This is a genomic window from Gracilibacillus dipsosauri (assembly GCF_003176895.1).
Lineage (GTDB): Bacteria > Bacillota > Bacilli > Bacillales > Amphibacillaceae > Gracilibacillus > Gracilibacillus dipsosauri.
Window position 1 is genome coordinate 76,628 of sequence record NZ_QGTD01000005.1, and the last position, 14,596, is coordinate 91,223.

Annotated in this window: 15 protein-coding genes, 1 tRNA gene and 2 riboswitches; of the genes, 2 read left to right on the forward strand and 14 right to left on the reverse strand. The window is 36.6% G+C overall.

Annotated elements, in window-relative coordinates:
• From DLJ74_RS04495 to DLJ74_RS04505, 3 genes are all read right to left on the reverse strand, one after another.
• Nucleotides 1-774: an ABC transporter permease gene (locus DLJ74_RS04495; protein WP_245902279.1), complete on the reverse strand. Its 774-nt coding sequence runs from the start codon at nt 772-774 to the stop codon at nt 1-3.
• Between the two features lie 104 nt (nt 775-878).
• On the reverse strand, nt 879-1,880 hold the full coding sequence (locus DLJ74_RS04500; protein WP_109983523.1) for an aliphatic sulfonate ABC transporter substrate-binding protein: 1,002 nt from the start codon (nt 1,878-1,880) through the stop codon (nt 879-881).
• 33 nt (nt 1,881-1,913) lie between these two features.
• Complete coding sequence (locus DLJ74_RS04505; RefSeq protein WP_109983524.1) at nt 1,914-3,710, reverse strand: PLP-dependent aspartate aminotransferase family protein; 1,797 nt, start codon at nt 3,708-3,710, stop codon at nt 1,914-1,916.
• Between the two features lie 102 nt (nt 3,711-3,812).
• Nucleotides 3,813-3,919: riboswitch (SAM riboswitch) on the reverse strand.
• 73 nt (nt 3,920-3,992) lie between these two features.
• Nucleotides 3,993-4,106, reverse strand: a riboswitch (SAM riboswitch).
• A gap of 251 nt (nt 4,107-4,357) precedes the next feature.
• On the opposite strand from DLJ74_RS04505, the gene DLJ74_RS20955 reads away from it, so the two are divergent.
• Entirely contained in the window at nt 4,358-4,477 is a 120-nt protein-coding gene (locus DLJ74_RS20955; RefSeq protein WP_342767725.1) for an SDR family NAD(P)-dependent oxidoreductase, read from the forward strand.
• A 13-nt stretch (nt 4,478-4,490) separates the two neighbouring features.
• Here the strand turns inward: DLJ74_RS20955 and DLJ74_RS04515 are convergent, their stop codons facing one another.
• The 4 genes from DLJ74_RS04515 to DLJ74_RS04530 form a co-directional block, all read right to left on the reverse strand.
• Nucleotides 4,491-5,609, reverse strand: coding sequence for an N-acetylmuramoyl-L-alanine amidase family protein (locus DLJ74_RS04515; protein ID WP_054787050.1), 1,119 nt, complete (start codon nt 5,607-5,609; stop codon nt 4,491-4,493).
• Between the two features lie 257 nt (nt 5,610-5,866).
• On the reverse strand, nt 5,867-6,451 hold the full coding sequence (locus DLJ74_RS04520) for a DUF7010 family protein (RefSeq protein WP_109983525.1): 585 nt from the start codon (nt 6,449-6,451) through the stop codon (nt 5,867-5,869).
• 3 nt (nt 6,452-6,454) lie between these two features.
• Nucleotides 6,455-7,081 carry a hypothetical protein gene (locus DLJ74_RS04525; RefSeq protein ID WP_245902254.1) on the reverse strand — a complete coding sequence of 209 codons (627 nt, stop codon included), beginning with the start codon at nt 7,079-7,081 and terminating at the stop codon, nt 6,455-6,457.
• Nucleotides 7,082-7,346: 265 nt separating this feature from the next.
• Nucleotides 7,347-7,419 (reverse strand) — tRNA-Arg (locus tag DLJ74_RS04530).
• Between the two features lie 262 nt (nt 7,420-7,681).
• On the opposite strand from DLJ74_RS04530, the gene clpP reads away from it, so the two are divergent.
• Entirely contained in the window at nt 7,682-8,278 is a 597-nt protein-coding gene (gene clpP / locus DLJ74_RS04535; protein WP_054787051.1) for an ATP-dependent Clp endopeptidase proteolytic subunit ClpP, read from the forward strand.
• A 35-nt stretch (nt 8,279-8,313) separates the two neighbouring features.
• Here the strand turns inward: clpP and DLJ74_RS04540 are convergent, their stop codons facing one another.
• From DLJ74_RS04540 to DLJ74_RS04570, 7 genes are all read right to left on the reverse strand, one after another.
• A complete protein-coding gene (locus DLJ74_RS04540) occupies nt 8,314-8,574 on the reverse strand; it encodes an HPr family phosphocarrier protein (protein ID WP_054787052.1) in 261 nt (86 codons plus the stop codon).
• 124 nt (nt 8,575-8,698) lie between these two features.
• Nucleotides 8,699-9,652 carry a DNA-binding protein WhiA gene (whiA, locus tag DLJ74_RS04545; protein ID WP_109983527.1) on the reverse strand — a complete coding sequence of 318 codons (954 nt, stop codon included), beginning with the start codon at nt 9,650-9,652 and terminating at the stop codon, nt 8,699-8,701.
• A gap of 59 nt (nt 9,653-9,711) precedes the next feature.
• On the reverse strand, nt 9,712-10,668 hold the full coding sequence (locus tag DLJ74_RS04550) for a gluconeogenesis factor YvcK family protein (protein WP_109983528.1): 957 nt from the start codon (nt 10,666-10,668) through the stop codon (nt 9,712-9,714).
• A gap of 4 nt (nt 10,669-10,672) precedes the next feature.
• Nucleotides 10,673-11,557 (reverse strand): RNase adapter RapZ, encoded by an 885-nt coding sequence (rapZ, locus tag DLJ74_RS04555; protein WP_109983529.1) that lies wholly within the window; start codon nt 11,555-11,557, stop codon nt 10,673-10,675.
• A gap of 286 nt (nt 11,558-11,843) precedes the next feature.
• Complete coding sequence (gene trxB / locus DLJ74_RS04560) at nt 11,844-12,794, reverse strand: thioredoxin-disulfide reductase (RefSeq protein WP_054859913.1); 951 nt, start codon at nt 12,792-12,794, stop codon at nt 11,844-11,846.
• A 70-nt stretch (nt 12,795-12,864) separates the two neighbouring features.
• Entirely contained in the window at nt 12,865-13,872 is a 1,008-nt protein-coding gene (locus DLJ74_RS04565) for a tetratricopeptide repeat protein (RefSeq protein ID WP_181397429.1), read from the reverse strand.
• Between the two features lie 200 nt (nt 13,873-14,072).
• On the reverse strand, nt 14,073-14,594 hold the full coding sequence (locus DLJ74_RS04570; protein ID WP_054859912.1) for an acyltransferase: 522 nt from the start codon (nt 14,592-14,594) through the stop codon (nt 14,073-14,075).
• Nucleotides 14,595-14,596: the final 2 nt, after the last annotated feature.

The window sequence follows — 14,596 nt, forward strand, 5'->3', positions numbered from 1 at the left end:
TTATTGTCCCATGCGATCCTGCCAGTGAAGTGATTTTGTTTCGATTTTTTTCAGTATCCAATCTGTAAATTTACCGATAATGGCGAACAAAATAATACTAGCTAAAATCGTTTCAGGCTGTGCCATGTTTTGACCGAAGGTAAGCAGGAATCCAAGACCTTGACTGGCTCCCATCAATTCTGCTGCCACAACAAACATCCAGCCAAGGCCTAAGCCGCTGCGCATGCCAACTAAAAAGGATGGCATGGATGCAGGAAGTATGATTCTTTTTATTAGCTGAAATGTATTGAGTCCATACATTTTTCCCACTTCAATCAGCTTGCGATCAACTCCAATAATTCCACTTACAATGTTTAAGTAGACAGGAAAAAATACCCCAATTGCTATCATCACTATTTTAGATGTTTCACCAATACCCATCCATAAAATAAAGAGTGGTACCCATGCTAAGGAAGGGATAGAACGAAAAGCTTGAATTAATGGATCAAATAATTGCTCTGCTTTTTTATAAAAACCTACAAATGAACCTAATATAATTGCTATGACTGTTCCTAAAATAAATCCAACAAACACTCTATATGTCGTAATACCAATGTGCCCCCATAGTGTACCATCTTGGGCCATGTTATAAATTTTTTCTACAATAGTTGATGGTGCTGGGAGCTGATAAGAAGGAACAATACCTGCACGACAAACTAGCTCCCAAGCAATAATTAATAGAATTGGGATGATACTGCCAAGTAAAATTGTCTTAACGGTTGAATGTTTGTTCATATTCTTGGCCTTATCATCTTTTTGATTAACCTTATCTATATAGGCTCCACTTGTTAATTCTTGGTTATCTGCCATGATTGTTCCCCCTCTAATTCCCTACCATCTCATTCTATTATTTCTTTTGCATATTCAGGATTGATTAATTCTTGTGTTAATTTTTCTACATCCGCATCTGGATTTAGTACATCCGCATCCTGTAATACCTTTCCTGCTTCCACAATCGCATCCTCATGAACTTGACCAGGTATTGCATTAGAAAAATCATTTCGTTCCATTTGTATCTTGGCTACTTCTAAATCTATATCTGCTTCTTCTGCTAATAGTTGAGCTGCTTCTTCAGGATTCTCTAAAACCCAATTACGAGCGCGCTCATACAATTCAATTACTTTATTTACATATTCCGGATATTTGTCTGCAAACTCTTGACGAACATTTAAAAAGCCATACGTGTTTAAGTCTGCATTACGGAAGAATAATTGCGCATTTTCTTCTAATTCTAATTTTGCCATATGTGGATCAAGCCCTGCCCATGCATCTACATCGCCTGATACAAGGGCTGAACCACCATCTGCATGCTGCAGGTTAGTCAATGTAATATCATTAATCGTTAAGCCTTCTGAATCCAATGCTCTTACTAGAAAGATGAAGGGGTCTGTTCCCATAGTTGCTGCAACATTCTTTCCTTTTAAATCTTTAATGGATTCAATTCCTGAGCCTTCATTCGTTACTAATGCCGTCCATTCTGGCTTCGAATAGATGTATACATTCTCTATTGGTGCACCACTCTCCTTAGAGATTAAGGCTGCAGCACCTGCCGATGAACCAAAGTCAATACTATCACTTCTTAAAAACTCTAATGCTTTATTACTTCCTTGACTTAATGTCCACTCCACCTCTATATCTTCTTCCGCAAAAACTTCTTCTGCCCATTCGAATTTCTTTAATACTAAGCTTGTTGGCGAATAATAAGCATAATCTAAACGGATTTTTTCAGGCTTTCCCTCTGTTTCTCCTTCTGCTGCACAGCCTGATGCAATAACAAGAATGAAACCAAAAAGCGCGATAGCTAAAAAACTACGTAAATCTATTAATGGTATTCTTTTCATGATAGATTGTCCCCTTTTTTATTTTCTTTTCTATTAAATTTCACAAGCATAAGTGGAAATTGTTCCTCTTAACCGCTGGGCTTCTTTGTACGTACATCTATTGTGTACAACCTGTAACCCTGCTTCTCTTGCCACTTCTTCTGCTTTTGGTGAAACAACACCTTCCTGTAGCCAGAATACTTTTGGTTTAACTTCCACCGCTTCTTTTGCTACTTCTACCGCAGCATCAGGGCTACGGAAAACTTGTACAATGTCAATAGGAACAGGAACACTTTTTAAATCTGGGTATGCTTTTTCTCCTAAAATCTCTGTTTCCCTTGGATTAACTGGAATAATTTTATATCCAAGACGTTGCATTTTTCTTGCTAGACGGTAGCTCGGTCTTGCTTCCTTCCCACTCAGACCAACAATAGCCAATGTTTTTTGGCGAGTCACCTCTTCCCCATTCTCGATTACCCGCTCATATGGAGAATTTAATGCCCATTTAATTACCCCTTCATCATTTACGACGATTTGTTTTGCTTCATCTGCACCGATTCCTGTTGCTTTGGCAAGTGCTTGATCAAGATCATTTTGAATATCACGAATTGATTCGATTCCTACAGATAAACGAACAAGCTCTTCTGTTACTCCTGTTTCCTCTAATTGCTCTTTACTTAACTGTTGATGAGTAGTAGAAGCTGGATGAATAATTAATGACCTAGCATCTCCAACATTGGCTACATGGGACCATAGAGAAACATTATTGATTAGATCTCTACCTGCATCTCGTCCACCTTTAATACCAAAGACAATGATTGAGCCAAAGCCATTGTTCAAAATACGCTTCGCTAGTGCGTGTGATGGATGGCTTTCCAATCCTGGATATCGAATCCATTCCACCGCTTCGTGTTCTTCTAGATATTCTGCTAATTCCTGAGCATTTCGATTATGTCTTTCCACTCTTAAATGAAGTGTTTCTAATCCTTGTAGTAACTGGAAGGCATTAAATGGGCTAAGTGCCGCACCGAAGTCTCTCAATAACTGGACACGCACTTTTGTGATAAATGCTAATGTTCCAAAGTCTATTGCATAACGAATTCCATTGTAGCTCGGATCTGGTTCAGTAAATTGAGGATATTTTTCTGAATTCCAGTTAAAACGACCTCCATCAACTATAATTCCGCCAATCGATGTACCGTGACCACCTATCCATTTTGTCGCAGAATGAACCACAATATCAGCACCTAATGTGATTGGTTTACAACCATAAGGTGTGGCAAATGTATTATCAACGATCAATGGTACACCTGCCTCATGAGCAATCTCTGAAACTTTTTCTACATCCAATACTTGAAGGCCAGGATTTCCGATAATCTCGCCATAAACTGCTTTCGTATTTTCATTGATGGCTTGACGGAAATTCTCAGGATCGGTTGGGTCTACAAATTTTACGTTGATTCCGTATCTTGGTAATGTTACAGCAAACAGATTATAGGTTCCGCCATACAAGTTCACACCTGCAACAATTTCGTCTCCCGCACTTGCTAGATTTAAGATCGATAGGGTGATGGCTGACATCCCCGAAGCTGTTGCAACTGCTGCAACGCCATCTTCTAAAAGGGCTAATCTTTTCTCAAAAACATCGACAGTTGGATTACCAATTCTTGAATAGATGTTTCCTGGTTCATCAAGTGCAAATAGTCTCTCTGCATGTTCTGTGTCATGGAAAACGAACGAAGTAGATTGATAGATAGGCACTGCTCTTGAACCTGTTGTTGGATCAGGCGCCTGACCACCGTGTAAATTTAAGGTCTCCGCATCATACGTTGAATTTTTAAAAGCTGTCATGTTAGTTTCCTCCTTGAATATTCCATTCATTTAATTAATATAAGTATAAAGAAAAGCCTTCTTCGACAAGAAGAAGGCTTTGGTTATCTACCAGCTGTCTCCCTCTTATCTATCAGGAATGTTTCCTGCAGGATTTAGCACCTTTTAAGCTGAAGCTTAATGGTTGCTGGGCGTCATCGGGCCAGTCCCTCTGCCTCTCTTGATAAGAGCTATTTAATTTTTATCGGATCAAAAAATCCTCTCTACATGGAGATAGAGAGGATTCAGTGTGAATAATTCGCTCTCTTATCTCTCCAAGCATGATCACTTAGTGGAATTGGCACCTTTATTAAGCTTTTGTGCTTAATGGTTGCCGAGGTTTCATAGGGCCAGTCCCTCCACCTCTCTTGATAAGATTTATTGTCAAATATTGTAATTCCGAGTGGATTACTTATATTTAATTTAGTTATTACATACTTTAGCATGGTAGACCACCACTGTCAACAAGTATTTATAAATTATTGAATATTTTTCTTTTAAGAGTATTCATGATTTATATCGACATGAAATAGCTTTTTTTTAATCCATTCATTTATGTTTTCAAAAAAATAGCGCATACTCATCCTAGAAAGAGGTTTTATTATGATCAACTACAAAAAAAAGTTGCCATCGTAACAGGAGGTGAAAGTGGTATCGGACGAGAAACATGCTTGCAATTAGCCAAGAAAGGTGCACGCATTGCCGTTATTAATATTTCCGATGATAGAGAAACGCCTGCATCCATTTGATGCAGCCACTTCTCTATTTAAAATAAGCTAAAAGACCTTTGGTGATCCCTTCTGCTAAGTTATCTTGATAGTCGCTTGTTCGGATTGTGAGTAAGTCATGAGGATTCGTAATAAATCCCATTTCTAATAAGAGTGCTTTATTTTGATTGTTTCTTAGTACATAGAAATTACTACTTCGAACCCCTCGATCTCTCATTGTGACATGTTGAGATAAAGAGGACTGCATTTCATAGGCAAGCTCTTTACTATCTGGGCCAAAATAGTGTGTGCTAATTCCATTAGCAGAAACTATTGGACTTGCATTAAAATGTAGACTTATAAAAGCATGAGTCTGATAAGCATGACTTATTCTCAAGCGGGTGGCATGATCTACATAGCTATCATTACTTCTCGTTAATAATACCGTTGCACCTGCTTGACGGAGCTCACTTGCTATCTCAGAAAGCACCTCCATAATGACATCCTTTTCAAAGATACCCCCAAGTCCTATGGCTCCAGGATCCATGCCACCATGCCCTGGATCGAGCACAATATTAAAGCCATTTAAGTTCTGCTCATTGCTTACCGTAGTTGTAGTAGCTGTTTGTTCCACAGATTGCTCTGTATCTGACGTAGCCTGGGCTGATGGTTCTTCAGGTATGTATGTGGTACTTTGATGATTCGTCAACCAGCCCGCAATCCATCCAATTTTACCATTCTTTAAATCTACTTTTATCCATTGATCTTCAGTATCAACGACCGAAAAAGACTCTCCAATTGTTGTAAAACCGATAATAGGATAATTTGTACCTGGTCCTGAACGAATCCGAACACCAGTGGCAGTAATAGAAACATCGTTTAAACTATCATTAGTAGCTGCTCGCTCTTGCTCTTCCACCATTAAAAATTGTGAAGCTATCCAAGCCTCTTTCCCATTATAAAAGGTTTTATACCAGCCATATGCCTCATCAAACACTTGTACTTGATCTCCAGCTTGTAATTTACCAAGAATTTGTCCATTTAAAGATGGCTCTGAGCGCACATGTAAATCTGTTGCTCCCACATGATATGTTTTCCCCTCTGCCTCTATAATCAAAGGGAAAACAAAGAAAAACGATAAAAATAAGATGATGGCTGTACTCTTTTTTATCAAAACAATATCACTTCCTTTTTCAGGATTTACTCGATAGTTTCTGATACCCAGAAGTGACCAATACTAAACCTATTTTTTATCGATTTTTGTAGAAAATATGATGATTAGTCATAATTACTGAATAGTCTCCATGAATAAAGATCATTTATTTATACATAAAAAAGCCCCACTACATCGATTAAACGATTTTAGTGAAGCTCTTTTATAAGATAATGCACCCGGAGGGGGCTTAAATTGTTGTACTAATGGAATAAACGTTATGAATTCAATTTTTTCCTGTAATCAATATAAAGAAGTATAGTTAAAATAAGCAAAAATATGATCATAGAAAACGGTATTAACCACAACTCATTCTGATTTAAATTCCATCCAATTAAGATAATAGCAAATGATACAATTGGAGCCATTATAAAATAAGGTCTTGAAAGGTAAAACCATCCATAAGGGAAAAAATGTGCTGCTGTAATGATGGAAAAAAAGATAATAGCTTCTTCTGGGCTTTTACCTATCGCCCAAAAAAGAATTGGAAAATATACGAGCTGAGCAATGTTCAAGAATACTCCTAACTTACCTAAGGGATTACCTTCAAATTTCCAATCTGCTTTCAAGAGATTGGAAAGACCCATCGATAAAGGAAACATTAATCCCGTTGAGAATAACATATAAATATTTTTTAGTTCTAGTGTGATTGGTTGTAAAAATATTATGGTAATAATTAACCAAATGATTACAGCTGACAACAAAAAGGAAACACCATTTTTCCCACTAATCGATAATCTTTTACGGAGATCATTAATTTGCAAACTAATTTCCCCTTCTTTTTTAAAATTTTCATCATTCATAAGCTACTCCATTGTTTGCATATCTTCTGGGTAATGAATGGTGTCAAATACCTCATCTGATTTAGAATCTTTAACATTGATCGTGACATCATAGTCATCTGGAGATGCTCCATCATAAAGTTGATACATCATTCCTGTTATTCCAATTCCCAGCACAGCAAAACCGTCCATACTATTTTCATACCCTTCTCTATCAACACTTAAATGAAACTCTGAAAAATCTTCATTGGATGTAATGTCTTGAATTGACGGGAAGTCACCACTTGTCTTAATCTCCTCCATGGATTGATCTAATTGTTTTTTTATTTCATTCATCATTTCCTTGTGTTTGGATTTTGACATTTTATAAGTCAAGCTTCCGTCTTCATTCTCTGTTACTTTTAACCCTTCCTCTTCAGCTTTCGCTATCGATTCATCGGTAGATTCTATCATAGAGGAAGGTATGGTAACTTCCACACTTAATAAGTTTTTATCTACTTCAACCGCTTCTTTATCGTCATTCTGATTTGGTTCTGAATCTTTAGTATCTGTATCTATAGCTTCTTTTCCTTCTTCTTCATTTTTCTCGACTTCGAATCCACAAGCAGTTAAAAATATAATACAGAATAAAAAAACTAATAATTTCTTCATGCTCATTTCCTTCCTATGTATATTTAATAGGATTTTATCACTATTTGTAGGATATTACTATGGAAAAAGCGTCTGTAACTAAAAACTTTGATAATGTCATCATTATTTTGTTCGTTGTTTATTCGATTTCATTCAATTATTTTTCGACTTTCTTTGGAACAAAAAACCCCTCCTCCGGCTAACTACTTAGGTAGACGGAAGAGAGGTGCTTTTATTACCTATATGCAATTCAATGAGCTTATTGACATCATATACAAGGATATTACGCGCCCGGAGGGATTCGAACCCCCGACACATGGTACCGGAAACCATTGCTCTATCCCCTGAGCTACGGGCGCATGAAAAAATACGACAAGATTAATTATAGCGAAAGATATAATTAATTTCAACGAAATCTATATTTTTCTTTTGCAACAATTGAATTGATTGTTTAAATTATGTTATTTTCGGGTAGGATGAACATAGATTATAATAGACGAAAAGATCATCCATCCAAGAAGGTCAAAAGTCAATCAAATCTTTTGACCTTTTTTGACCATTAAGTTATGATGTTAATAGTTAAATAATAAAATGATGAAGCAATAAAGGAGGAGTTTTCTTATGAATTTAATCCCTACAGTTATTGAACAAACTAATCGTGGTGAGCGTGCTTATGATATTTACTCTCGCCTATTAAAAGACCGAATTATTATGCTAGGTAGCGCCATTGATGACAATGTTTCTAATAGTATCGTGGCTCAACTATTATTCCTTGCTGCAGAAGATCCAGATAAGGATATCTCCCTATACATTAACTCTCCTGGTGGTTCCATTACAGCAGGTATGGCGATCTATGATACGATGCAATTCATTAAACCAAATGTATCTACCATCTGTATTGGAATGGCAGCATCTATGGGAGCATTCTTACTCGCTGCAGGTGAACCTGGAAAACGATTTGCTCTACCGAACAGTGAAGTCATGATTCACCAGCCACTTGGCGGAACACAAGGTCAAGCTTCTGATATTCAAATTCATGCAAATCGTATTATCGAAATGCGTAAAAAATTAAACCAAATTCTAGCTGATCGTACTGGCCAACCGATTGAAGTTGTTGAAAAAGACACAGATCGCGATAATTTCATGACAGCAGAGCGTGCAAAAGAATATGGTCTAATCGACCGAGTGATGGAAAAGAAACCAACTGATTTAAATTAATACATTGGAAAACCCTGCATCATCGCAGGGTTTTTCTATTCTGAATTTCCTTCTATAAAGCTTACTAGATCTGCTAATGCTTGTTCTTCATCCGTACCATCGACGATTATTTTAATTTCACTCCCTTTGGAGAGTGCTAAACTCATCAATCCCATAATACTTTTCGCATTGATTCTTTTTTGATCTTTTTCAATAAAAATTTCGGCAGTATAATGATTTGCCTTTTGTACAAATTGTGCTGCAGGACGAGCCTGTAAGCCAGGATCTACCCCTATAATAACTGTCTGTTCAACCATTCCCATCCTCCTCATTTTTGAAAGCGTTATCATTTTATTATACTATATCACTTCTTCCAATATTACACAAAAGTTTTTACTTAGCATTTTAAAAGGTAAAGAGCACATGTTTAACACATATGCTCTAGGATTTATTTACAGTAAGTTTTTCACTTCTTATTTGTTCCGCAAATTGATCTATTTTCTTCAATCGGTGGTTAATTCCTGACTTACTAATCTTCCCTCCAGAGACCATTTCCCCTAATTCCTTAAGAGATACATCATTATGTTCTAATCTAAGTTCCGCAATTTCCTTTAACTTATCTGGTAGTGCATCTAGTCCAACCGTTTCTTGAATATATCGGATATTCTCCACTTGTCTAAATGCCGCACCAATCGTTTTATTTAGATTTGCTGTTTCACAATTCACAAGGCGATTTACGGAATTACGCATATCACGAACAATTCGAACATCTTCAAATTTAAATAATGCCTGATGTGCTCCAATATAGCTTAAGAATTCGGTGATTTTTTCGGCCTCTTTTATATACGTAATAAAACCTTTCTTCCGTTCTAAAATTCTTGCATGTAATTCATAATTATTTAATAAATCACATAATGCTTGATTATGCTCTTCATAAAAGTTATAAATTTCAAGATGATAAGAGGAGGTTTCTGGATTATTCACAGAACCACCTGCTAAAAAAGCCCCTCTTAGATAGGCTCTTCGACAGCAGTCTTTCTTAATATACTTATCTGAAATAGTTCGAATAAATTGATACGGCTCTTGAAGTATGTCCATATCCAAGAGCATTTCCTTAACTCCTTCATTCATTCTTACAATATATACATTATTTTTTTTCAGTTTCATTTTTTTCCTTACGAGTAATTCAACAGGATAGGCATAAATTGTTTTAATCAATGTGTATATTCTACGTGCTATTGCTGCATTTTCTGTTTGAACATCGAGTGAATAATGTAAGCGTGAAAAGGAAACTGCTCCATTCATTCTAATCAGGGCAGCCAGCTCTGCACGATTACAGCAATTATCGTTCTCGATTTTCGTTAATTCTTTCTTAATTTCCGATGCAAATGACAACTTTCTCCCCCCTCCTTATACAGGTCGATTCTTGAAGTGTCCCTTACAGACATTTAACACTATTCTAAAAAAGACATAAGAACATCCGCAATTTTATCCTTATCATGTCTTAGAGAATGGTTTTTTTGTTTTACTATATCTGCTTCAATTATTTCTATGTCTAAGCTTTTTAATTTTTCGACATCAATTTTAACAGGAGCAGCATTTTCCTCTGCATAAATTAATTGTACGGATGGATCAATCGATTTATTATGAACAATAATAGATTGAATACATCCTGGTCCAATATGATCCATAATTGCTTGAACATGATCAGAAGCTGTGTAACCATTAGTTTCCCCAACCTGTGTCATCACATTACATACATATACCACTTTGGCATCTGTTTCCTTTAATGCTTGACCAATTTGAGGAACAATTAAATTAGGTAGAATACTTGTATAAAGACTACCAGGTGAAATGACAACTATATCCGCCTCTTTAATCGCTGTCACTGCTTCAGGTAGTGGTAAAACCGGGTTCGGCTTTAGGAATACTCGTTTAATTCGTTTTCGTGCTTTTGGAATATTGGATTCACCTAATACAATCTCTCCATCCTCATATTCTGCATGAAGGAACATATTTTGATTAGCAATTGGATAAATATTGCCTTCCACATTAAGAACACGAGAAATTTCCTTTATTCCTGTATAAAAATCGCCTGTAACAGATGTCATCGCTGCTAACAGTAGGTTTCCCATGGAATGACCTAATAATCCATTTCCTTTCGTAAACCGATGCTGAAACAGATCCATTAGCATTGGTTCTACATCGGATAATGCAGCAATCACATTCCTTATATCGCCCGGTGCTGGTATTTCCATCTCTGTGCGAAGGCGACCAGAACTCCCACCATCGTCTGCCACTGTTACAATAGCGGATAGGTCAATGGGATATTCCTTAAGACCACGCAAAAGTACCGGCATACCTGTTCCACCGCCGATCACAACTATTTTTTTTCTATCTGTTTGTGTCATATTTTTATTTTCCCTTTCGCTTATCGATATCACGATGGCTTACATGTGTGACATAGTTCTTTTGAAAATATTTTGCTAAATATTCCGCAATCGCAACAGAACGATGCTGCCCGCCGGTACAACCTATTGCGACAACGAGTTGACTTTTTCCTTCCCGTTTATATTGTGGAAGCATAAACTCTAATAAATCAACCGTTTTATCAACAAAGGCTTTTGTATCCGACCATTTGAATACATAAGAGGATACATCTGTATTTAAACCTGTTAGTGGTCGTAAATTTTCGACATAGTGGGGATTGGGTAAGAAACGCACATCAAATACTAAATCTGCATCAATAGGCAATCCGTACTTAAAGCCAAATGATAACGTATGAATCGAAAAGATTTCTTGCTCTTTTTCACTATATCGTTGCACTATTTTTTCTCGTAATTGCTTTGGTTTTAATTCAGAGGTATCGATAAAATGTTGTGCACGTCCTCTTAATTCATCTAGAATCTTTCTTTCTGCATGGATCCCCTCTAACGGTAATCCATCCTGTGCAAGTGGATGTGATCGACGCGTTTCTTTATAGCGCGAAACAAGTACTTGATCACTCGCATCTAAAAAAAGAATATGCTCCTCTAACCAATTTTCCTGACCCAATTGGTCCAAAGCCTCAAATAAGGAATCAAAAAATTCTCTACCTCTTAAATCCATCACAAGTGCTACTTTTTGAATATTATTCGTTGCATCTCGCATTAATTCTAGGAATTTAGGCAATAACGCTGGAGGCAAATTATCAACACAATAATACCCTAAATCTTCAAAACTTTGCACAGCGACCGTTTTACCCGCACCAGACATCCCTGTTATAATAACTAGTTTTGTTTCTTCCTTTTTTGTCCCCATTGCATTACTCCTCCCATTTCATCCACTTACCGCAAAAGGTTATCTTTTTTTGCTCTCACTCTATTATATACTGAGTGGAGAAGGAGTTACAAATATCGAAAATAAAATTTACTAAGGGATTTAATGGATAAAAAAAATTGGCATAGGTGAAAACCTATGCCGTCAAGTAATATATTTATTAAAAAGGGGGTCAATTAGTTAACTACATTATATCCTTTTTATATTTCGTCCGTGTTACAGGGAAGTTAATTTCTTTTTACGTTCATATGTCGAAAAGATGACAGGACTAGCTAGGAATATTGACTGACTCCTTTAAATTCTCAATATATGCCTGTGCTGCTTGTGCCGCGATACTTCCATCTCCTGTAGCTGTTACGATTTGACGCAATTCTTTTTCACGAATATCACCTGCAGCAAAGACTCCTGGTACACTCGTTTCCATATTCTCATTTGTTGGAATATAACCTTCCTCATTCGTGATTCCTAGAGATTTAAAAGGCTCACTTAATGGCACCATACCAATATAAATAAAGGCACCATTAGTTTCATGTTCAAATTCTTCTCCCGTTTTTTTATTGAGTAATGTGACGCTTCCTACTTTGCCATCCTTCTCATTGATCGATTTCACAATGGTATCCCAAATAAAATCAATTTTGTCATTTTTAAAAGCGCGGTCCTGTAGGATTTTCTGTGCACGTAGTTCATCACGACGGTGAATAATTGTTACTTTGCTGGCAAATCGAGTCAAATAAACACCCTCTTCTACCGCTGAGTCTCCACCACCGACAACTACTAATTCTTTTTCTTTAAAGAAGGCACCGTCACAAACAGCACAATAGGATACTCCACGTCCACCTAATTCTTCTTCACCTGGTACTCCAAGCTTTTTATACTGTGCACCAGTGGTAATAATTAATGCACGTGTCTTATACTCTTTTGATCCAGCAATCACGGTTTTATATTCGTTTCCATCAATTACTTCTTTTATGTCACCATAAGCATACTCTGCACCAAATTTTTTGGCATGATCAAACATTTTATTCGACAAATCCGGACCTAAGATATGGTCATATCCTGGATAATTTTCGACATCTTCTGTATTCGCCATTTGTCCACCAGGTATACCTCTTTCCAACATTAATGTATCTAAATTAGCGCGTGATGTGTATACAGCTGCAGTCATGCCTGCAGGTCCTGCACCAGCGATAATAACATCATAAATTCTTTCCTCTGACATCGTAGCTCATCCTTTCTTCTAATCCTACACTTATTATCTTATTCAAGATGAAAAAGGTCTAATGTTTTGCTCATGGCTTTTCAGGTGTTTGCCATGGTGGTGATTGTTCTAATAAAATATTATGTTCCTTACATCCTTCTCGCCAAAGATCCTCTGCCTTTTTTTCATCACCTAAAAAATAATAACAAGTACTATACCATCTATAATAAGAAGGATGTCCTCTTAATTTACCTTTATTCAACTGTTTAAATCGATCTAATGCTTTTCCATATAAACCGATTTGTGCAAAAGTTGTCGCCATTCGGAGCTTTTGTTGCTCATGTATCGGAAATGTATGATCGAGAAGAGAAATGATGTGCTTCAACATTTTGACTTCATTTTCATGATAATAGAAAACAGCAAGATTCATATAACTAAAAAGGCTATCTGGATGTTCCTTTAGATATTTTTCTTCTAGCGCAATTGCTTCTTCACGTTCACCTGCGAAAAATAGGGCATAATGATATTCATGGCGAGCTTGAGTGAATTCAGGAAATAAGGTAATCATTTCTTCCAATAGGGCAATCGCTTCCTGCCATTCTTGCCGCTCTAAATGATAAAAAGCAGTTTCTTGGTAGATAAGGACATCATCCTCTTCTTCTAATGCCCATTCATCTTCCTCTTCTTCCTCATCAAAATCCAATACGTTTAATAGTCCAATCGCTTCCTCAGCGAATTCACCATCAGGTGCTTTTTCTACATATAGCTCTGCATATTTTGTAGCATCCTGCAATAAACCAAGATGTGCATAATTATTAGCAATTAAATAATAGCAATCCATATAGTCTTCCCCATGCTTTGCTAGTACGTCTGTTAGTAATTGATTCGCCAGATGGTAAGAGCCTATCTCTGTATAAACAATGGACAATTGACATTGATATAAAGGATGATTAGGTTTTTCAGATAGAGCCTTCTGAAACCACTTGATAGACAGCTCAAATTTTCGCTTCTGGTAAGCCTCCACACCTTTTGAAAAATAAAAATCCCCTTCAGGGATGAAAGGTATGACATTTTCCTTTGTTTTGTTAGGTTTGGGCACGCTGATGATTCCATCCTCTCTATTTTTCGTTCTATATCTATAATAATTAGTTGTATTTAATATCGATGACTAATGCATTATAACATATATTTTAAGGATGAAAATACTTTTTTTTAAAATGAGAGAAGGAAAGAAGGAGATCTTTTATTATAACCGTCAGCAGGGCCATACTGATAAAGTCTCCTTATTTACACTTTCTCCTATAAGAACTCATCTTGTGTGATTCGTTTTTCCATTTCTTCTTTTGTATAAATAACCTTCATCGGATTTCCTCCAACAAATGATCCTGGTTGTACATCCTTATGGACAATAGTGCCGGCAGCGACAATGGCATTGCTACCAATCGTAACTCCTGGCAAAATCGTACTATTGGCACCAATCATAACCTCATCGCCAATGTACACTTCTCCTAGCCTGTATTCCTTAATCAAGTATTCATGGGCCAAAATGGTTGTATTATAACCAATTACCGAATTCTTACCAACATGTATTTTCTCAGGGAACATAATATCTAGCATGACCATTAAAGCAAAAGCCGTCTTATCTCCTACCTCCATTTTTAACAATGTTCGGTATAACCAGTTTTTTACTTTTAAAAAGGGGGTATATCTTGCTAATTGGATCACAGTGAAGTTTTTTATAACCTTCCAAAAAGGAACGGTTTTATAGACATGCCACAATGAATTAGCTCCATATACTTTATAACGGTCTGTTTTTCGCATGA